The 19,608-nt window shown below is 44.8% G+C and carries 19 protein-coding genes; 13 read left to right on the top strand and 6 right to left on the bottom strand.

The window, feature by feature from the left end:
* Positions 1–93: 93 nt before the first annotated feature.
* On the bottom strand, positions 94–732 hold the full coding sequence (locus ACYVGR_RS19595; protein WP_460959762.1) for a phosphatase PAP2 family protein: 639 nt from the start codon (positions 730–732) through the stop codon (positions 94–96).
* A gap of 19 nt (positions 733–751) precedes the next feature.
* The gene (locus ACYVGR_RS19590; protein WP_460959760.1) at positions 752–1,228 is read right to left on the bottom strand and encodes a gliding motility lipoprotein GldH; all 477 of its coding nucleotides are present in this window, start codon (positions 1,226–1,228) and stop codon (positions 752–754) included.
* Positions 1,229–1,339: 111 nt separating this feature from the next.
* Between ACYVGR_RS19590 and ACYVGR_RS19585 the strand changes: the two genes are divergently transcribed.
* The 4 genes from ACYVGR_RS19585 to ACYVGR_RS19570 all read left to right on the top strand — a co-directional run bounded on the left by ACYVGR_RS19585 (position 1,340) and on the right by ACYVGR_RS19570 (position 4,625).
* Positions 1,340–1,699, top strand: coding sequence for a BlaI/MecI/CopY family transcriptional regulator (locus tag ACYVGR_RS19585; protein ID WP_182460116.1), 360 nt, complete (start codon positions 1,340–1,342; stop codon positions 1,697–1,699).
* A 114-nt stretch (positions 1,700–1,813) separates the two neighbouring features.
* Positions 1,814–2,590 carry a M56 family metallopeptidase gene (locus ACYVGR_RS19580; protein ID WP_460959757.1) on the top strand — a complete coding sequence of 259 codons (777 nt, stop codon included), beginning with the start codon at positions 1,814–1,816 and terminating at the stop codon, positions 2,588–2,590.
* Between the two features lie 87 nt (positions 2,591–2,677).
* The gene (locus ACYVGR_RS19575; RefSeq protein WP_460959755.1) at positions 2,678–3,625 is read left to right on the top strand and encodes a hypothetical protein; all 948 of its coding nucleotides are present in this window, start codon (positions 2,678–2,680) and stop codon (positions 3,623–3,625) included.
* Between the two features lie 10 nt (positions 3,626–3,635).
* On the top strand, positions 3,636–4,625 hold the full coding sequence (locus ACYVGR_RS19570) for a TlpA family protein disulfide reductase (protein WP_460959753.1): 990 nt from the start codon (positions 3,636–3,638) through the stop codon (positions 4,623–4,625).
* A gap of 52 nt (positions 4,626–4,677) precedes the next feature.
* On the opposite strand, the gene ACYVGR_RS19565 is transcribed toward ACYVGR_RS19570, so the two are convergent.
* The 3 genes from ACYVGR_RS19565 to recQ all read right to left on the bottom strand — a co-directional run bounded on the left by ACYVGR_RS19565 (position 4,678) and on the right by recQ (position 9,553).
* Complete coding sequence (locus ACYVGR_RS19565) at positions 4,678–5,877, bottom strand: PSP1 domain-containing protein (RefSeq protein ID WP_460959751.1); 1,200 nt, start codon at positions 5,875–5,877, stop codon at positions 4,678–4,680.
* A gap of 88 nt (positions 5,878–5,965) precedes the next feature.
* Entirely contained in the window at positions 5,966–7,252 is a 1,287-nt protein-coding gene (gene purD / locus ACYVGR_RS19560) for a phosphoribosylamine--glycine ligase (protein ID WP_460959749.1), read from the bottom strand.
* Positions 7,253–7,345: 93 nt separating this feature from the next.
* On the bottom strand, positions 7,346–9,553 hold the full coding sequence (recQ, locus tag ACYVGR_RS19555) for a DNA helicase RecQ (protein ID WP_460959747.1): 2,208 nt from the start codon (positions 9,551–9,553) through the stop codon (positions 7,346–7,348).
* Positions 9,554–9,660: 107 nt separating this feature from the next.
* Here recQ and ACYVGR_RS19550 point away from each other — a divergent pair, with 107 nt between their 5' ends.
* The 6 genes from ACYVGR_RS19550 (at position 9,661) to ACYVGR_RS19525 (ending at position 14,990) form a co-directional block, all read left to right on the top strand.
* A complete protein-coding gene (locus ACYVGR_RS19550; protein ID WP_460959745.1) occupies positions 9,661–10,629 on the top strand; it encodes a KpsF/GutQ family sugar-phosphate isomerase in 969 nt (322 codons plus the stop codon).
* Between the two features lie 367 nt (positions 10,630–10,996).
* On the top strand, positions 10,997–11,512 hold the full coding sequence (locus ACYVGR_RS19545; RefSeq protein ID WP_111347040.1) for an RNA polymerase sigma factor: 516 nt from the start codon (positions 10,997–10,999) through the stop codon (positions 11,510–11,512).
* Between the two features lie 331 nt (positions 11,513–11,843).
* Positions 11,844–13,316, top strand: a complete 1,473-nt coding sequence (locus tag ACYVGR_RS19540) for a phytoene desaturase family protein (RefSeq protein WP_460959742.1) — start codon at positions 11,844–11,846, stop codon at positions 13,314–13,316.
* A gap of 125 nt (positions 13,317–13,441) precedes the next feature.
* Positions 13,442–14,278 carry a phytoene/squalene synthase family protein gene (locus ACYVGR_RS19535; RefSeq protein WP_460959740.1) on the top strand — a complete coding sequence of 279 codons (837 nt, stop codon included), beginning with the start codon at positions 13,442–13,444 and terminating at the stop codon, positions 14,276–14,278.
* Positions 14,279–14,390: 112 nt separating this feature from the next.
* Positions 14,391–14,600, top strand: a complete 210-nt coding sequence (locus tag ACYVGR_RS19530; RefSeq protein ID WP_460959738.1) for a hypothetical protein — start codon at positions 14,391–14,393, stop codon at positions 14,598–14,600.
* Positions 14,601–14,990, top strand: a complete 390-nt coding sequence (locus ACYVGR_RS19525) for a type II toxin-antitoxin system VapC family toxin (protein WP_460959736.1) — start codon at positions 14,601–14,603, stop codon at positions 14,988–14,990.
* Position 14,991: 1 nt separating this feature from the next.
* On the opposite strand, the gene ACYVGR_RS19520 is transcribed toward ACYVGR_RS19525, so the two are convergent.
* Positions 14,992–15,888, bottom strand: coding sequence for a cupin-like domain-containing protein (locus ACYVGR_RS19520; protein WP_460959734.1), 897 nt, complete (start codon positions 15,886–15,888; stop codon positions 14,992–14,994).
* A gap of 188 nt (positions 15,889–16,076) precedes the next feature.
* Between ACYVGR_RS19520 and gatB the strand changes: the two genes are divergently transcribed.
* From gatB to proC, 3 genes are all read left to right on the top strand, one after another.
* Positions 16,077–17,567, top strand: coding sequence for an Asp-tRNA(Asn)/Glu-tRNA(Gln) amidotransferase subunit GatB (gatB, locus tag ACYVGR_RS19515; protein WP_460959732.1), 1,491 nt, complete (start codon positions 16,077–16,079; stop codon positions 17,565–17,567).
* Positions 17,564–18,697 carry a redoxin domain-containing protein gene (locus ACYVGR_RS19510; RefSeq protein ID WP_460959730.1) on the top strand — a complete coding sequence of 378 codons (1,134 nt, stop codon included), beginning with the start codon at positions 17,564–17,566 and terminating at the stop codon, positions 18,695–18,697. The genes gatB and ACYVGR_RS19510 overlap by 4 nt, the downstream gene beginning before the upstream one ends.
* A gap of 92 nt (positions 18,698–18,789) precedes the next feature.
* Positions 18,790–19,593: a pyrroline-5-carboxylate reductase gene (gene proC, locus ACYVGR_RS19505; RefSeq protein ID WP_460959729.1), complete on the top strand. Its 804-nt coding sequence runs from the start codon at positions 18,790–18,792 to the stop codon at positions 19,591–19,593.
* The last annotated feature ends 15 nt before the right edge of the window (positions 19,594–19,608 follow it).

The following is a 19,608-nucleotide window of genomic DNA, read 5'->3' as shown; positions in this document are numbered from 1 at the left end:
TCGATGCACGTTGATTGTAGTCAGTAATGAAGTAACGGCTCCGCTTGGGCAATGGTTCGGCAGAGCACTAAACAAAGATAGACAAAAGAGCCCCTAATTCCCGGCTATATTTTCTTTATTCGTTACCCAGCGGTACATCAATAAATAAATAATAACCGACGAAATCGTCCCAATCAACGAACCAGCGTAGGTATCTTCAACAAAATGCTGAAACAAATAAACCCGCGAATAACCCGCCAGAACGCCCAAAAGCAGATAAATAATACCTCTCTCCTTTTGCTTATCCAGAAACGCCAGTAGGCCAAATACCGCAAAAGCCGTGGTTGTATGTCCCGATGGAAAGCTGTTGTAGCTATGAATATCCAACCCTTTAATGATGTGGTACTCAAAGGTTGAATGCTCAAAAAATTTCAGCGGCCGGGGAGATCCATTAAAAATAATCTTCTTAAAAAACTCCGATGTAAGTGAGGAAAGTGCAAAACTGGCGAAGCCCATCAAGCCGATGCGCCACTTATAAATCAACATAATCAGGCAAACAAGCACAAAAAATGCGCCGTCGCCCATATAGGTAATGTAGGGAAATAACTGATCGGCTAGTGAGCTATTCCGGGCATTGACCCACTGCATTAACTGTGTCTGAGTGTAAACCACTTGCAACAGACCCACTACGAGTAAGACAAGCAGGTAGGCCAGGAAGAAAAAACGATTTTTGCGCAGAAAGTCGAAAACCATTGGCAGCAAATTCGGCGAATTAATTGGTAGATACGGCTTTTTCAACCGTAATTCCTACACTCAGAATATTAAGCAAGGGGTCCTGACGCATATATTGCTTGATCTGGACGGTGTATTTTCCAGGCTTCGGGAATCGGTAGTTGTGTTTCATCAAAACCTTGTGATCAAACAAGTCCCCTAATCCATCGCCGTTAGGTTTCCCGGTTTTGGGGTCCATCAAAATCAGCTCATCCAGACGAGATTCCAGCTCTTTACCACTTGCATCGCGCAGGTAACGAGTCAGATACAGATTATAGTAGCCATACGACAGGCTGTTGCGGAGGTTATAGTAGATATTGTAGGGAACCGATGTATCCGTGATCTCGAACGTAAACGACGGTGCGTTTTTGATGTACCACTTTCCATCATCGATATCGGTGTACTCTTTATATACCGCATTTGTATCGCAGCCGGCAAATAGCCAGACGATCAATACTACCAATCCCAATTGTTTCATAAACCTCGTGCCGAATAATGTACAAAGCTACAACGGTACCGCTGGCTTTTCAAACGATAAAAAACTACTCAAATAGTTTGCAAACGATATAAATAGTTATAGGTTTGTCTTATGGAAAAGTTAACAGCGAAGGAAGAAGAAGTAATGCAGGTGCTCTGGAAAATGGAGCAAGGGTATGTTAAAGACATGGTTCCGCAGTTTACGGACCCTCCACTGCATTATAACACCGTTTCGACTATTGTTCGTAATCTCGAAGAAAAAGGATACGTGGGCCATAAAGCCTATGGCAATACTCATGAATACTATCCTATAATCACAAAGGAAGCCTACCAGAATCGGTTTGTTTTGACGAAGGTGGTGGATGAGTATTTCGATAATTCGTACAAGAACCTCGTCAGTTATTTTGCTAAGAATGAGAAGATTTCGGCCGATGAGCTGCGCGAGATTCTGGCCATGATCGAGAAAAAATAGACATGAGTAGCCCAAAGTAGTCAAGCATGGTCAGGTCTATTGATCACGAGTACGATGACCATCCTTGTCCACACTTGACTACTTCTAGCCAACTCTTTTCCACACCCCTTAACCATGGAAATTTTACGCTACGCTGTATTGGTGAATGCACTTCTGGCTATTGTCAGTATTGCTTATTACGTTTTACTTCGACGTGAAACGTTTTTTAGCGCCAACCGATTGGCTCTGTGGTTAGGTTTAGCTGGTGCTTTGTTCCTCCCCTTACTTAAACTCCCCGATTGGCGGCCAGAACGCGTACGAACCGTGATGCACAGGACAGCACAGGTAATTGTTCCAAGGGTTTTGCCCAATTTAGCATCTAATCAACCGGAAGTAACCATCACGTTTCCAGATAAAAAGACATATAAGCTGTTCCGGCATGCGCCCGCAAAATTTACGTGGTCATGGCCAATTGGACTCTTATTATTCTATATAAGCGGGGTTTTTGTATTAATTATTCGATTTGGTATTCAGCTATTCTCCTTGCGACGACTTATCCGAAAATCGACGCATGAGCTCTACGATGACTTTACGTTAGTTCGCAACGAGAACACTACCTCGCCTTTCTCCTTTTTTAACTGGGTTGTCCTGAATCCCAATTACCATGCACCCGACGAACTGGAGCAGATTCTCAGACACGAGCGCGTGCACGTACGAGATCGACACAGTTTCGACATGCTGGGAGCGGAGCTGGTCTGTATTGTTTTCTGGTTCAATCCGGCGGCTTACCTATTCCGGCAATTGCTCCATCAAACCCTCGAATTCAGTGCCGACCGAGCCGTATTGGCCGAAGGAGTTGATGCCCGTTCGTATCAGTACAACCTGATTAAAGTAAGCCTATCAACGGGGTAGTCAGTTGGGCTAAGTCATTTTAACGGATCATAGTATCCCCAGCTACCCGAGTAAAAACCTTTGCAATAAGCTGTAAAGACTCTGATTATGTACTCCTTCACCAATCAGTTCAGTGGTCCAACGCTGCGCCAGCGTGTCAGTATGATGAACAATCATCGTTCGGGCTCATCAGCCTGGTGGCGGTATACACTTTGGGCAATCTTAATAGGTACAATGGGTCTGGCCTGTCGGTATACAGACAAACAAGGGGAGCAAACTTCGCGTCCACACACGCTTCCTGCCAGCAGTCCAACGCGGGCAATGGTCTTAGATTTAGAAGATAAAGGAACGTGGTATCGGCATCTTGCTTTATTTCAAAATAAGCTCGGTACAGTCGTTACTGAAAGTAAGCCCGTTGTATTGCATTTGAAGGGGAATAAATTCATTCTTCCAGATGACTACAAGTACGAATCGGCAGTATATATCGACGGACAGGAAGTGTCAGTTGAAGCCTTAGAAAAACTTTCGCCGGAGTTTGTCAGTGAATTATTCGTGATGCATCAATGGGAAAATATGGCAAACGCCGATACCAAAGCCAAACCCTATCAGATTATTGTTCAGACTAGCCAGCAACCCATTCCATTTGATGTATTTCGTAAGCAATTCTTTACGTTGTTGCAGGCAGCGGCTGTTTCTCAATATCCGCTTGGCGAGAGTTTCTCTTTTAACATGAATCAATTGCTCGAAGCCACGTTTTTTCACAACAAAAACGCACTGGTCGAACGGACGCAGGACGAACACCTGAAAGTATATGACGACTTCGCGAAAACGACGGATATCTTTATCAATAACTTACCAGCTACTCCTGCTGATGTAAAAACGGTTCATGTCCGCGAAGTAGCTCGGCTCTATACCAAGGAACGATCTTACCGGGCATGGTTCCGCGCCGATAATCCTTTGCCTCGCTTCGAGTTGAATATTCAAACAACGCCCAAACGGGCTAAACGAGATAGTAGCTATTACGTCTTCAGTCCATTTTATTCCGGCGATTTTTAACATACGCTCTATGCGATACTTAGTCATTGCACTACTCAGTATTGTATTTTCCTGTCAGCAAAAAGCGGAGCAGGTAACATCACCCTATGTAGTAAAGCAGGACAGCGTCATATATTGGGTTGTAACTCCCGCAATGGACAGCCTTACTTTTCACATACTAAGCCAAGCGTTACTAGATCACAGTATTTTCTTTAAACCAGATGTTGATCGAGATGAACAAGGGCGATTAACTAAACTATCTGGTAACATACTCGCCTTCGATAAAAAGCGCATCAAGCTAAATGATACACTCTTATCAAATCGGTTAATTCTTCCGAAGCAACGGCAACAATGGCTGGCGTCGCAAAGCATTAGTGTGGGGCACACAAAAGCCACTTTACATATTCCTCCTCTTGGGTTTTGGTATGATCCACTATCAGGTTTGCACAGTGACATAGTTGGCGAGAATTTTCCGAAATCGTTACGAGAGCAAGTCGAAAAAGAATTCCCAAGCACAGCCGTTGCTGAATTAGAAGAACAAAACAAAAGGCTCATTAAAAATTTCAAAGCTGCCCTCTCGAAAGGCAAGCCAGCCTTCGACTTTTCATTACCTGATTCAACAGGCAAACAAATTCGCCTGAGCGATTATAGAGGAAAAGTTATTTATCTAGACTTCTGGGCGCACTGGTGCGGAGCTTGTATGGAAGAAATGGAGCGACTCAAAAACGGAGAAAAGAGGCTAAAAAATCATTCGGACTTGGCCTTATTATACGTTTCGGTTGATAAACCAAAAGATAAGGACAAATGGATAAATTCTTTACGGAAGCATAAATTCATGGGAGTACACCTTTTAGCCAATAGTACTGATGAGCGCTCTCTTTCACGATCCTATGGCATTAATGCGCTACCAACCAAATTCATAATTGATCGAAATGGCAACTTTTATGCAACCTATTTACCTTACGGAGAAGACGAGGAGTCAATTATCCGCTTGCTCGAAAACGCTCTAGCCGAGAAATAGCACAATGCATGTAAAACAACAAACCCCGACCTACTTAGATCGGGGTTTCTTGTTAAGAGACTTTACCGTTTTGGGCAGGACGGGATGAATTCCCCTCGGGGCCGCGCGGCTTCTTCTTTTTCTTCTTATTCGTTGACTTCGACGTGTATTTGGCATCTAGCTTCTGCAAATCGCTATTGAGAGCCGCGGCAGTAACAGGCTCTTTTTCCGCAATTGGCATGAGTAAGTCAAATGACTCCGGAACAATACCGTTTTTATTCAGCTCAACAATTTCCAGTACTCGGGCAATGGGCAATGGATGCCAGGTGCTCTCAGCTCCATAACCAAACCACATCAGTTTACGGAAAATATCGGTTTTCTGCAGATACGCCCGGCCCTTTTGGGTTTCCAACGGTTTTTCGATTGTCGGAATGTCGCGCAGGGCGTCCATATACGTATCCAATTCGTAGTTCAGGCAGCATTTCAGCCGTCCACACTGACCCGATAATTTTGCTGGGTTCAATGATAAGTTCTGATAACGAGCCGCCGACGTGGCAATATTTTTAAAATCCGTCAACCAGGTTGAACAGCAGAGTTCTCGTCCACAGGAACCAATGCCCCCTAATCGTCCCGCTTCCTGACGCAGACTAATCTGGCGCATTTCAATGCGAGCCTTGAATTCACTCGCCAGCATTTTAATTAACTCCCGAAAATCAACCCGCTCTTCGGACGAATAATAAAATGTCGCCTTCGTGTTATCTGACTGAAACTCAACGTCAGATAATTTCATGTTAAGTTTTAACTCCCGGACAATTTCGCGGGAACGATAAAGCGAAGGCAGATCGCGCAGAACAGCCTGTTCATGCCGTTCCATATCTTTGGGGGTAGCCAGGCGATGAATAACTTTGGTATCATCGTTAATCTTAATCGCCCGCTTTTTCACTTGTAATCGTACGAGTTCGCCCTGCAATGAAACGGCTCCAATATGGAAGCCCGATTGCATTTCGACCACAACATAGTCGCCGGTAGTCAAATCAAGCTGGTGAACATTCCGATAATACTCTTTCCGGCCCCCTTTGAATTTGACCTCTACAACGTCGTATTTCAGGCCTGGCATCGCAATATCGCTGAGCCAGTCAAATGAATTTAATTTATTGCAACCTCCGGTGCTACATCCACCACTTCCGCATCCGGCCGTAGCCGTCTTCTGGGAACCCTCGGATGCGCCACGTTGGGTTCCGCACCCACCGGTTGCACAGGATTTACATGACATATATTGATTTATGATTTACGACGTACGAATTACGAATTGTCTGACGCTCGAAAAAATCGTACATCGTACATCGTAATCCGTAAATCAGTTAGTCGGAGTACCGAATCAGGTCAAGCCCTATATCTTTACGGTACTGTTTCCCGTCAAATTGCACCAATCGGGCCGCTTCCTGCGATTTCCGAACGGCATTTTCCAGCGAGTTGGCCTGTGCTGTTATCGCCAGTACCCTCCCACCATTAGTCAGCACATGACCATTTTTTTCCGACGTTCCGGCATGGAACGCTAGTACATCTTCTAAACGCTCTAATTCCGAAATGATTTTACCGGTCACATAATCACCAGGATAACCACCCGATACCAGCATGGTTGTTACCGCAGTTTGAGGAGAGACTTGAACCGAAATCTGATCCAGTTCTCCGTCGGCAGTTGCCACCATTAATTCAACAAAATCATTCTGAAGTCGTGGTAATACGACTTCCGTTTCAGGGTCGCCCATTCGGGCATTATATTCAATAACAAAAGGCTCACCATTTACTTTCATCAGGCCCACAAAAATAAAGCCCTGATAATGAATACCTTCCTGCTTTAAACCGGCCAGCGTTGGTTTTACAACTTTGTCTTCAACTTTCCGAAGAAATGACTGACTGGCAAATACAACAGGAGAAACGGCGCCCATTCCCCCCGTATTTGGGCCTGTATCTTCTTCGCCGATGCGTTTATAATCTTTCGCTTCAGGCAGAATTTTGTAGTTCTCCCCGTCGCACAAGACAAACACCGACAATTCAATACCTCGCAAAAACTGCTCCACAACAACTTTGCTGCCCGCGTCGCCAAACTTATTCCCGTCGAGCATTTCATTCATCGCGGTTTTTGCATCGGCCAGCGTTTCAGCAATAATAACTCCCTTTCCGGCAGCTAATCCATCCGCTTTTAAAACAATTGGCAGCGAATGTGTTTCCAAATAGGCTAAACCTTCCTGAAGGGTTGCTGCCGTAAATGTCTGCGAAGCCGCTGTTGGAATGCCGTAACGTACCATAAACTGCTTCGAGAAATCCTTACTCCCTTCAAGCTGGGCTCCTTTTGCATCGGGTCCAACTATCCGCAAGCTAGCTAAATCAGGCTGTTGGCGCAGGAAATCAACAATCCCTTTCACCAAAGGCTCTTCTGGACCTACAATCAGCAAGTCAATTTTGTTATCCCGAATTGTATCGGCAACGGCCGAAAAATTAGTGTAACTAACGGCTAAATTAGTGGCAACCTGCGCTGTACCGGCATTACCCGGTGCCACAAACAATTTATCACATAATGGACTTTGCGCCAATTTCCACGCAAAGGCGTGCTCTCTCCCACCAGACCCCAGTATTAGTATATTCATGTACCGATTTACGAGTTACGATTTACGAGTTACGAGTTGATTGCCTGCATTCTTCAGAAAATCATAAACCGTAAATCGTAAACCGTAAATCAATTAGTTTGCTACTTCCGACAGGAATTTAATGCGCATTAGGCGCAGATCTTGTTCAGTGAAATCATCGCCCCCAAATTCGCGCATAGCTACAGCAATATTATCACTGTCGGCCTGCATGAAGTAGTCGTAAATTTCATCCTGCCGGTCTTCATCCATTACCTGATTGATGTAATAATCAAGGTTGAGCCGCGTACCCGAGTAACAGATATGCTCAATTTCTTCCATCAAGTCCTCCATCGATAACGATTTCGACTCGGCTATTTCATCGAGATCAACTTTCCGGTCGATTTGCTGAATGATAAAAATCTTGACTTTCGATTTATTAACAGTCGATTTAACAACTACATCCTGAGCTGTTTCAATCTCATTTTCTTCAACATACTTAGAAATCAGGTCGATAAAGGGCCGACCAAACTTCTGCACTTTACCCATACCCACACCGTTAATCTGCGCCATTTCTTCGCGCGTAGTGGGATACGTTGTTGCCATTTCCTCCATCGATGTCTCCTGGAAGATGACATAGGGAGGCAAATTTTTCTCTTTAGCAATTTTTTTCCGAAGTGCTTTCAGTAACCCAAGCAGCTCTTCATCATAAGCCACTCCGCCCGACGATGGCGTGGCATCTTTATCGTCGTCTTCTTTTGTTTCAACGGCCTGTTCGTAATCATGATCTTTGGCCAGCGTAATTGGGTATGGGTCTTCGATATAATTCAAACCCCGTTGCGTCAATTTCAGGATACCGTAGTTATCGACATCTTTTTCGAGATAGCCGTAAATAGCGATCTGCTTAATAAGCGAACACCAGAAATTACAGTCTTCGTTGAATTCACGCCCTTTACCATACACAGCGAGCCGGTCGTGCTCATAACTGGTAACATACTGATTGTTGGTCGCGGTCAATACATCGGCCAAATGGGCGACATCGAAGCGTTGTTCTGTTTGCAACACGGTTTGCAAAGCCAGAACCACTTCATGCTGCACTTTGATTTTCTCAGTCGGTTTCAGGCAGTTATCGCAAAAACCGCAATCCTTATCCATAAACTCCCCGAAATAACCCAGCAATTGCCGACGACGGCACACGCCTAGATTTGCGTATGAAACCATTTCGGCCAGTAAATGCTTGGCATTATCGCGTTCGGTAACGGGTTTATCTTTATTGAACTTCTCCAGCTTAACAATATCGTCGTAGCTGTAGAACATCAGACAATTGCCTTCCAGGCCATCACGTCCTGCACGGCCCGTTTCCTGATAATATCCTTCGAGCGATTTGGGGGCATCGTAGTGAATTACGAATCGAACATCGGGCTTATCAATACCCATTCCGAATGCAATAGTGGCGCAAACAACATCAACATCTTCGTTCAGGAAAGCATCCTGATTGTGCATCCGTGTTTGTGGGTCCAGGCCAGCGTGGTAAGGAAGCGCCTTTACGTCATTGACGCTAAGTAATTCGGCAATTTCCTCAACCGTTTTCCGGCTAAGGCAATAAATAATACCCGACTTGCCTTTGTTCTGCTTAACATACTTAATAAGCTGCTTTTTGGCGTCGACTTTTGGCTTTATTTCGTAGTAAAGATTTTTCCGATTGAACGAGGTTTTATAGAGGTTGGCGTCCTCCATCTGGAGGTTTTTCTGAATATCCTGCTGTACTTTGGGCGTTGCCGTAGCAGTCAGTGCGATAACGGGCAAATTGCCAATGTTATCGACAATACCTCGTATTTTTCGATACTCGGGCCGGAAGTCATGCCCCCATTCAGAAATACAGTGAGCTTCGTCAATAGCAACGAAAGAAATGTTGGCTTTCTTTAAAAAATCCAAATTCTCTTCCTTCGTTAAGGATTCTGGCGCAATATAAAGCAGCTTGAGTGTACCATTCAACGTGTCCTTTTTGACCTTATTCATCTCGGCTTTTGAGAGCGTCGAATTCAAAAACTGCGCATTGATTCCAAAGGCGTTTAACTGGTCAACCTGATTTTTCATCAGGGCAATTAAGGGGGAAATAACAACTGCTGTACCATCGCTAACAATAGCAGGTAGCTGGTAACACAGCGACTTACCTGCCCCAGTAGGCATAATAACAAACGTGTTTCGACCCGCCAGGATGCTGTAAATAATGATTTCCTGTTCGCCCCTAAATTGACTATATCCAAATATTTCTTTCAGTCGTTCTTTAAGCGTCGCGTGGACTGCCTCATCAACCTGCATCATTCTACAAATCGTACAAAAGTTACTTTACTCTATTTGCTTGCCGTATCTTTGCTATATAAAGTTAGCGAATATACACAGCAAAGTTTTCCTGTTCATCAAAACTGACATTGAAAGTAATAAAAAATCCTAAGACTATTGCCCGTACGGTACTCCTGGCCGAAGCTGATGCCATCCGTAATGCCGTCGATTTACTTGACGACCAATTTGATGCAACCGTAGAAACGCTACTAAACACAACAGGGCGTTTGGTAGTAACGGGGGTTGGCAAAAGCGCTCTGATTGGTCAGAAAATCGTGGCTACCATGAACTCGACGGGTACACCTTCGCTGTTTATGCACGCAGCCGATGCCATTCATGGCGACTTAGGCATGATTCAGGATAATGATGTGGTACTCATTATTTCGAAGAGTGGTAATACGGCCGAAATCAAAGTTCTATTACCACTTTTGAAGCGAACGAGTGTTCGGTTAATTGCGCTTGTTAGCGCACGCGATTCGTATTTGGCTCAACACGCCGACCATGTGCTTCACGCCTTCGCCGAACACGAAGCGGATCCACTGAATCTGGCTCCTACAACCAGTACAACCGTAGCTCTTGCTTTAGGCGATGCCCTGGCTGTCAGCCTTTTAGAACTCAGAGGTTTCACCCGACAGGATTTCGCGCGTTACCATCCCGGTGGGTCGTTGGGGAAAAAACTATATCTGAAAGTAGCCGATATCTTCCCCCATAATCAGTGCCCCCAGGTGCTTCCAAACACTAAAATCAAAGACGTTATTTTCACCATTTCGGCCAATCGTTTAGGGGCCACAGCGGTGGTTGACGAAGCAGGTTTATTAATCGGAATTGTTACGGATGGTGATATTAGACGAGTGGCCTATGAACATGATTCTTTCTGGCAACTTTGTGCTAAAGATGCCATGACGGTTGGCCCCGTTTGCGTTGCTCCTGATGAGTATGCTGTAGCAGCTTTACAGTTGATGCAAGAGCGAGATATTACACAGCTTATTGTTGCCGAAGAAGGTCGAGTTTATGGCTTTGTTCACCTACACGATTTATTAAAGGAAGGACTCGTTTAAGGTTACTTGTTATATCAATTAAGGTTTTATTTTCCGAATTGGCATAGTCAGATTCATTCAGGCTATGCCAATTATCGTTTGTTAGTGATATAGGCTACGGTTCAACCTAGCCCTGTTCAGGTTTTTTTGTTAAACAACTAAACAAAATCCACAGTGTGGATTCCCCAGAATGGGGGAAATATTCCACACTCCCCACACTGAGGCTATCAGCAAAAAAAGTTTGGCACGCAAATTTAACGTTATATAAATACTTAACTATCAAATATTTATATCTCAAATTCAGACTTTTATTCTATTTCGAAAAAGACTGGTTGTTTTTTTGTCTAGTGGATATGCAGATGTGATTCAACAGAAAAACTTAACAGCCATGACAGCTCTCGAATTTACTAATCATATTGGCAAAGTGTCCAAATCGTTACGCCCATTCGCCCTTCGTCTTACGAAAGATGTTGAGGATGCGAACGACCTATTACAGGACACACTATTGAAAGCATTCACCAATCGTGACAAGTACACAGATGGCACTAATTTGAAAGCCTGGCTGTATACGATAATGAAAAACACATTCATCACAAACTATCAGCGTATGGTTCGTAAGAACACCTTTATTGATACGACTGATAATTTGCACTACATAAACTCAATAGAAAGCAGCACTGATAATCTGGCCTATTCATCTTTTGCTCAAGATGATATCAACCGCGCAGTGAATGGCCTCGACGATACTTATAAAACACCGTTTATGATGCATTTCCGGGGTTTTAAATACCACGAAATAGCAGCAAAACTGAATATCCCCATTGGAACTGTGAAGAATCGGATTCACATTGCCCGCAAAGAATTGAAAGATCAATTAAAAGTTTACGCTTATTTTAACGCATAAGCGATACTTTCTGGACGAAGCTGCGTCTAAGACATATTGATTGAGTAGTTTTTGGTTAAAAAAGAGGAAGGTTCAAAAAAGTTGGGTGGTATCCACCCAACTTTTTTTTATTTCAATAGACTCATAATCAGCAGTTTAACCTCACAATAACTGCCCTTCACACCATTCCTCTTCTACCTGAACAATTCAGGAGTATCGTTATTATTTTTTGTCTTTGCCTGTAAATCCGGCCTCTTAGCGCGTTAGTTTCAGCAATTTTCGGGTAGCTTCACGAAAACAAATTGCTTCATCAAGCAATTACTAACAGACTCAATCAATTTTTTTCTAACTAATGCCCCAACGCGTTCTTGTTATTGGAGCCGGCTTTGCCGGGCTGGCCGCTGCAACCAGCCTTGCCGAGAAAGGTTACGACGTTACCATCCTTGAGAAAAACTCCATGCCCGGCGGCAGAGCGCGTATTTTTCAGGCACAAGGGTTTACATTCGATATGGGGCCAAGCTGGTATTGGATGCCCGATGTATTTGAAACCTATTTTGCTCGCTTCGGCAAAAAGCCTTCTGATTATTACAAGCTTGTTCGGCTCGATCCCTCCTACTCCGTTGTTTTCGGCCCCAACGAATCTGTTGACCTTCCGGCAGGTAGCGATAAGCTCGAAGCTCTGTTTGAGCAAATAGAACCAGGTAGCGGACTTAAACTACGAGAATTTCTGAAGCAGGCAGCCTATAAATACGAAGTTGGGATGCATAAGTTTGTCTGGAAACCAAGCCGCTCGGTTACTGAATTTCTGAGTCTGAAATTACTCTACGATGTAGCACGACTGGATGTCTTTCAGTCTTTTGCAACGCATGCCCGCAAATTTTTTAAACACCCCCAACTACTCGAAATAGTTGAGTTTCCAGTGCTTTTTCTAGGGGCCACTCCCGAAAACACCCCCGCCATGTATAGCATGATGAACTACGCCGAGATGGTGTTTGGCACCTGGTACCCGATAGGCGGTATGCACGAAATCGTGAAAGCGATGGTTAGCCTCGCCGAAGAGAAAGGGGTCAAGATTCTGTTAAATCAGACAGTACAAAAAATCGATGTACTCAATAAAAAAGCGCACCGGGTTATTACGGATAAAGGCATTTTTGAGACCGATGTTGTTGTGGCCGGGGCAGATTATAACCATGTCGAGACTGCTTTAGTCGATCCCGATAACCGAAATTACAGCGATGCCTATTGGCAAAAGCGGGTAATGGCACCCTCATCGCTATTATTTTATTTGGGCGTAAATAAGCGAGTGCCGCGTTTACAGCATCACAATCTCTTTTTCGATGAAGATTTCAAACTCCATGCCCAGGAGATTTATGAAACGCCCCGTTGGCCTACCAAACCGCTATTCTACGCATCGGCCCCATCCAAAACCGACCCGAGCGTAGCGCCAGAAGGGTGCGAAAACCTCTTTCTGTTAATTCCCGTCGCTCCTGACCTTACCGACGATGAGGCTACGCGCGAACGGTATTTCAACCTGATTATGGATAGACTCGAAGCTTACGTTGGGGAAGCTATTCGCAGCCACATCGTGTTCAAGCGCAGCTACGCACACAGGGATTTTAAAGCTGATTACAATGCTTTCCGGGGAAATGCCTATGGATTAGCCAATACGCTTTTACAAACAGCACTTTTAAAGCCATCGCTTAAGAACAAAAGGGTGAACAACTTGTTCTACACCGGTCAACTAACCGTGCCGGGGCCCGGTGTTCCACCTTCTCTGATTTCAGGATTGGTCGTGGCCGATGAAGTTGCCAAAGAGTTTGTTTAGTTTTAGGAACCGCATTCCGAAAAGAGATAAAAAAACCAGACCAACGAAAATGTCGTACATGTCATTTCGCTAGTGATATTTTTTCTCTCCATGCCTTTCCTTGTAACCCTTCCTTCTTAAAATGTATGATGGCCTTATTCGATAAAACCGCACTGGAATGCAGCAAATTAGTGACCGAGCGTTACAGTACGTCGTTTACGTTAGGTATCAAAACACTCGATCGTAAATTCCATTTCCCCATCTACGCCATCTATGGGTTTGTTCGTTATGCCGACGAAATTGTGGATACGTTTCATGATTACGACAAAAAGACGCTGCTCGAACGCTTTAAGCACGATACCTATCAGGCCATCGAAGAAGGCATCAGCCTGAATCCGGTTTTACACTCCTTTCAACTGGTGGTCAGCCAGTATAAAATTGAGCATGAGCTTATTGAAGCATTCCTGAAAAGTATGGAAATGGATCTGTACTGCCAGGAATACGATGCAGATGGCTATAACGACTATATATATGGGTCGGCGGAGGTTGTGGGTTTGATGTGCCTGCGGGTATTCTGTGAAGGTAATCTGTCTGAATTCAATCGTCTTTGCGAACCAGCCCGAAAGTTAGGAGCCGCTTTTCAGAAAGTGAATTTTCTGCGCGACATGAAAAGCGACTTTGTTGAACGGGGACGCACCTATTTCCCCGGTGTCGATTTCAGCAACTTTGGCAGTGAAGTCAAGCAACTTATCGAAGTTGATATTCAGCGCGATTTTAACGAAGCTTATATTGGCATCATGAATCTGCCACGAGGAGCCAGAATGGGCGTTTATCTGGCTTACATCTACTATCAAACCCTATTCAACAAGATTAAACAACTCCCGGCTTCGCGCATTCAGAACGAGCGGATCCGCGTACCGAACCCGCAAAAATTGGCGCTACTCGCCCAAACGTATCTGAAGTATCGCTTGAATGTAATTTGAGCAATCAGACTAAATGAACTTTCGGTTTGCTACCTTTCGGAGCCTTACCCTTGCGTAACTTTTTGTTATATTTGATTGCTTAAGTAGCGCTTTGACCCTAAGTTTAAAAGCTATGTCAACATTAGAGCTTCAACAGCGTATTGTCGAACAAACCCGTGATCTTCCTCCCCAACTCCTACAGGAAGTCGCCGATTTTGTATCTTTTTTGAAGACCAAATACGCTCAGCCTCCATATTCCTTGTTTTCTGGCGCATCTCTCGTCGAAGAACAGCATCTCGAAGAAGAATTTGCTGATTACAAACAGCAATATCCCGTTGAATAAATGATGGTTGTCGTTGATACAATGGCTCTCGTTCTCCGGTTAGAAAATAGGAGAATGCCAGAGCGTTCTCGTCAGCTATTCAAGTCTGCGGAAGATGGCGATTTGCAATTAGTGATACCCGCAATGGTACTTGCTGAGATTGGTTATCTATCTGAACGAAATCGAATTGATACAACATTGGACATGGTTAATGACTATATCGATCGCTTTCCAAAAATAGAAGTCTATCCACTTAATTTTGAGATCATAAAGTCTTGTTTCCAGATTAATGATATTCCGGAATTACATGACCGGCCCATTGCTGCCACTGCCTACTATTTACGGTGTGAGTTAATTACAAACGATCCGAAAATCGAGTCATCACGATCTGTTCAAACGATTTGGCTTTAGACTACACCCGCACGCCTGCTTTTTCAAGTGTTCCTAATACTCCCCCAGCCACAGATAAGTAGGTTTGAACTGCTTTAGCTAGTTTGGGTCTATGCTTCTGCATATTCATATCGACTTCATTCATAAAATTCTTCCAGTTGGATGCATTCAGGCTATCTAATGCCACGGATATGGTGGGTGTGAGCGAGCGGGCAGTATGCCACCAGCCACAAGGGATAAACAAGGTTTCGCCAGGTCCAACCACAAACGAAACGGGCGTTGCTTTGGCAAACAACGGGTATTTTTCCAGATCAGGATTCCAGATATCATTTACCTGCGAAACCCAGGTATTACCGGGCGTTGGGTATAAATATGGCGTTTGATCAGGCGGAATTACTGTAAATTCTTTTTCGCCATACAATTGCGTAATGAACGCGTGAAGGCACATAAAGTCGTAATGCACATAGGGGAACAGAGCACCCGGACTGCCAAAAAATATCTCCAGCGTGTTTGCCCCTGACAGTAAGCGATTAGGTACGAGTTTGCTACCAATGCGACTTGGTTGAGCATATTTGAGCGGAGGCATAACATCGCGTAATAGCTCCGGATATTCACTCTCAATTTGGAGCGTGCAGGGATAAGGAGCAGGATTCGTCTCATCGCCTGTCAGCATCCAGTCAATGTATTCCCCTAAGCTGTATGTTTTTCCGGAGATAGTTACTTCACGGTCGCTGTAATATTTCTTGAAGAACTCGGGCGTAAATTTTTTCTTTGCCGACCAGGCTTCACAAGCATCTCCAATCACCACAGGATAATTCGCAAAGAGGTGTTTCTCGGCAAATTCGTCATAACTCATGTGGTACTTTTTTTCCACCAAAATATTTTTCTCGTGAACCAGTTCAACAGTTTGGGTAGCCATTTTCAGAGGAGGTCGTTCTAGGTAAAAAAGATACTATTAACCTTTAGACTATGAATTCAACAAATAGACATCTACAAGTTGGTCTATTTATTGTTCGGTATCTTTACATGATTCAGTTAATGCTCGTTAGCAACCGTCAGCTGTTTTTATTTCTGCCTATCTTTGCCTAAAATCACTAATTTTTACCGATGGTAGCCGAAGCGACCCTTTCGCCAGATGTTCTGTCCAAATACGAAGCTGTAATTGGGCTGGAAGTACACTGCCAGTTGCTTACGCAAAGCAAAATTTTCGCGGCCGATGCTAATGCATTCGGCGCAGAACCCAATACGAATATCAGTGCTATTACACTCGGCTATCCGGGCACTTTACCCAAATTAAATCGCAAAGCGGTTGAATACGCGATTCGTATGGGATTAGCCTGTGGCAGCGAAATCACGCGCCACAATGTGTTTGCCCGGAAAAACTATTTTTATCCCGATCTGCCAAAAGGCTATCAGTTATCACAGGATAAAGGACCGATTTGTGTGGGTGGCGGCATTCCGATTAAAGCGAAAGACCCCGTTACGGGTCAATCTTACCAAACAACCATTCAGCTCCATCATATTCACCTTGAGGAAGATGCGGGCAAATCCATTCACGATGGCGATGAATGGGCCACTCAGCTCGATTATAACCGAGCCGGAACACCTTTGATCGAAATGGTGACGGACCCAACCATCCGAACTGCCGACGAAGCGGGCCAATATCTAACCGAAGTTCGCCGGTTGGTTCGGTATCTGGACATCTGCGACGGGAACATGGAGGAAGGTTCGCTCCGGTGCGATGTCAATGTTTCGATCCGTCCCAAAGGCGCAACACATCTCGGCACGAAGGTTGAGGTTAAAAACCTGAACTCGATTCGGAACGTAATGCGCGCAGTAGATAGTGAATTCCTTCGCCAGGTTGAACTGACTGAATCAGGCGGACGCATCATACAGGAAACCCGTACGTTCGATGCCGCTACAGGTCTCAGCTATGGTATGCGTGAGAAGGAAACCATGAATGATTATCGCTATTTCCCTGATCCTGACCTGACACCTGTCGTTATTTCGGAGGAGTGGCTGGCTGATATTCAGGATCGAATGCCAATGCTTCCGGCTGCCTTATACCAGAAATTTACGACGGTGTACGGTTTGCCTGATTACGATGCAGCTTTACTGACCGATGCCAAAGAATTGGCCGAATATTATGAAGCCGTTTGTGCGCATACGACTAATTATAAAGCTGCCTCAAACTGGATTATGGGTCCGGTGAAAGGTCAGCTTAACGAAAAAACGCTGCGCGATCGTCAGTTTCCGGTTTCGGCCGAACGATTGGCTGATTTAATTGCCCTAATTGACAAAGGCACAGTAAGTCAAACGGCGGCTCAGCAAATATTCACACTGATGGCTGAGCAGCCCGATGCATCGCCCGAAGAATTAGCAAAAGCACACGGACTCATTCAGAACCGCAATACCGATGCACTGCAAACGTTGGTAGAAGAAGTACTGGCTACCTGGCCCGATAAAGTTGAACAATATCGAAAAGGAAAGAAAAATTTAATGGGCATGTTTGTTGGCGAGGTCATGAAAAAATCGAAAGGCTCTGCTGACCCTAAATTGGTGAATGAGTTATTAGCGAAGACATTACAGAACATATGAAAAACGCAGTATTCGGTATCGCTGGTTTCATGGCGCTCAGCCTCGTAGCCAATGCTCAAAGCACAAAAACCTTTACGGTTACGGGCAAAGTCAATAAAGCAACGCCAGGCAGTTACGTTTATCTGGAAACGAACTCGCAGCCAACTCATAAAATTGACTCGACTAAAATCGTTGAGGGTAATACATTCACGCTCAACGGCAAAGTGGCCGATGGGGGTGAGGTATTCGTGCTTAACGTGGGCGGAGGTCAGAAAATGGCCCTGCTGGTGGAAGGGGGCGAAACCCTGAATGTGGTGGCCGATGGTTTTCAGATGGATGCCAAAACCGGGCAAATGGGTCATGCAACGGTCTCTGGTTCCAAAAACATGGACTATTATGGCAAACTAATGGCGCTCCGTACCGAAATGGAGGCCAAAGTTGCCAATTGGAATAAACAGGTAGCGGCTGCCACGGAGAAAAAAGACAACAAGAAAATTGCCCAGATCGAGCAGGATTATCAGAATGCCGAACAGGAGGTTGTCAATAAAGTAAAGGCAATGTTGCCCGAAATGGGAACATCTTTAGTGTCTCTTTTCGCGTTGAACTTCATCAATATCGATACCGATTTTGCCACCTACGATGCGCTGGCCCAACGGTTCGAGAAGGAGAATCCGAATAGTCCCCATGCCAAATCGCTGATTGGCCGTGTAACCCGAATCAAAGGCGTATCGGTTGGCGCGCCGGCCCCGGAAATTGCCCTGAACGACACGACCGGAACACCTGTTCCACTTTCGTCATTGCGTGGCAAATATGTTCTGATTGACTTCTGGGCGTCGTGGTGTGGCCCTTGCCGGGCCGAAAACCCAAATGTGGTTCGGATGTATAACAAGTATAAAGACAAAGGATTTGCGATTTATAGTGTCTCGCTCGATCAGGCCAAAGCGAACTGGACCAAAGCCATTCGCAATGATAACCTCACCTGGACGCACGTTTCAGATCTGAAATTCTGGCAATCGGCAGCCGCTCAACAATACGGCGTTCAGGCCATTCCCGCAACATTCCTGCTTGACAAAGACGGTAAGATCATCGCCAAAAATCTACGTGGCCCTGCTTTGGAGCAAAAATTAGAAGAAGTTTTACAAGTAAAATAGAAAAAGGGAGAAAGGAGGAAAGGGACGAAGGGGAGAAAGGTTCATCCATCTCCTTCGTCCCTTTCCTCCTTTCTCCCTCTCCTCCCTCCATTATGAAAATTGCTATTGTAGGTTGCGGCAACATGGGTATGGCTTTTGCCAAATCGTTTTTGCAGTATGACCTTGTAAAAAAAGACGATTTACTCTTAATCGAAAAAAGTGCCGACCGCTCCGAATCGTTGAAAGCTGAAAAAGCGGGCGTTGTTGTTGATACCATTGGGCCACACGTTGGCGAAACGGATTTGATTATTCTGTCGGTAAAGCCACAGGATTTTAATAGCGTTCACGAAGCCTTACGCGAGATTATTCAGCCCAATCAAGTGATTTTGTCGATCATGGCGGGTATCCCAATCGCACAAATTCAGGAAAAACTGGGGCACCCCTTGGTTGTTCGGGCTATGCCTAATACACCTGCCATGCTCGGTATGGGCATCACCGGTTTCACAGCGGCCAAAGAAGTGGACCTCAACAACCTACGTAGAATCGAAAATCTAATCAATGCTACAGGTCGATCCATCTTTCTGGAAGATGAAGCCATGATTGATGCCGTAACTGCCCTTAGTGGTAGCGGTCCAGCTTATTTCTATTACGTCGTAAAGTCGATGATTGAGGCTGGCAAACAAATGGGGTTCGACGATGCAGTGGCGGCTTTGCTGGTTAAACAAACAATGCTCGGAGCGTATCACCTCATTAACAACGCTGATAAATCACTAGACGATCTTATTAAAGCAGTAGCCTCTAAAGGCGGTACCACCGAAGCGGCACTCCGCGCATTTGAAAGCGGTGGTTTATCAGACACATTAGTAACAGGAATCAAAGCGGCTCAAATTCGGGCAACCGAATTATCAAAAGGCTAATTTTCAAGGCCAGCC

The organism is Spirosoma litoris, assembly GCF_054776755.1.
The sequence above is the reverse complement of the archived record's forward strand: the minus strand, read 5'-3'. Positions and strand labels throughout refer to the sequence as shown.